The 1,159-nt window shown below is 35.9% G+C and carries 1 protein-coding gene; it reads left to right on the forward strand.

What is annotated here, in order from left to right; all coding sequences use genetic code 11:
* Window positions 1-802: 802 nt before the first annotated feature.
* Window positions 803-1,159 (forward strand): DNA-3-methyladenine glycosylase (locus ACS8FD_RS15850; protein WP_439276554.1); only part of this gene is annotated, 357 nt, incomplete at its 3' end.

The following is a 1,159-nucleotide window of genomic DNA, read 5'->3' on the forward strand; positions in this document are numbered from 1 at the left end:
TCTATATGTTCAATAAAAACTGGGCCATGTGCTCAGTTTTTTTATGCTTACTGTTTACGCTTACTGATTAGTACTGTTGATAATCTACAACATAGTTGACAATAATTAATAGTCGTTATTAGATCAAATATTATAATGGCGTTTAAAATAAATACTCTAACAGAAAGGAGTTACGAAAATCGCTGTTAAATATTCCGAATAAAAATATAAAGGTTGAGAACAACCACATAATTGAAAAATAAAGTTTGTTTTGGTTTGGAGTCCAACCCCAAGAGCCAAGTCTCTCTGCCATACTAGCATTAGAGAATATGAGCCATCTGAACAATAAACAAATAAGAATATAAAGAATAATCCATATAAGCATTCTACTACCTCACTTTTTGTATATATATCATATGTATAGGCTGTATAGGGAGCAGAACGGACAGACGTCTATTAGTCCTTACAACTATGAGATGTCATTGTCTTTACTAGGGTTTGAAAATATAATCTTATTATTTTTTCAAATGATAAAAGAACAGGGTAAATAATCTTTTTCATGTTAGCCTAAAAAGCTTATTTATCGATAATAGTTCATACAATACAGCTGAAACAGTTAGTTTTCAATGTATAACCTACAGAAGCCACATAAATAGACCACTTAAAACCAACTGCTAAAGACAAACCAGTCAGTACCAACCATCAAACTTCGCTAACGCACAGCTTTTATCCACGTCAATGCAAACACAGCACAAACATTCCCAGCACAACGACCTTTTAGTTTTTATGCTAAGTTATTCATAAAAATAAAAAGGTCACCTCCATGCCCACGACTCAAGAACAAATGACTAAATCTACCATATTAATGCCTGATTGGTTTACCCGCCCAACCTGCGTGGTGGCAGCAGATTTGATTGGCAAAATTTTATGTCGACAGATGACAGACACTGATGGCAACGTTAAAACGCTGCGTATGCGTGTTTCAGAAACTGAAGCTTATATTGGTGAAGACGATCCTGCTTGTCATTCGCATGCAGGTACTCGTACCTCACGTACTAAGATTATGTATGAGCAAGGGGGCGTATTTTACGTTTATCTGACGTATGGTGTGCATCATATGCTCAATCTCATCAGTGGATCTGCTGAGTCACCTGAATCGGTATTGATTCGCGCTGGGTTT

This window comes from Psychrobacter sp. 1U2 (assembly GCF_051847575.1).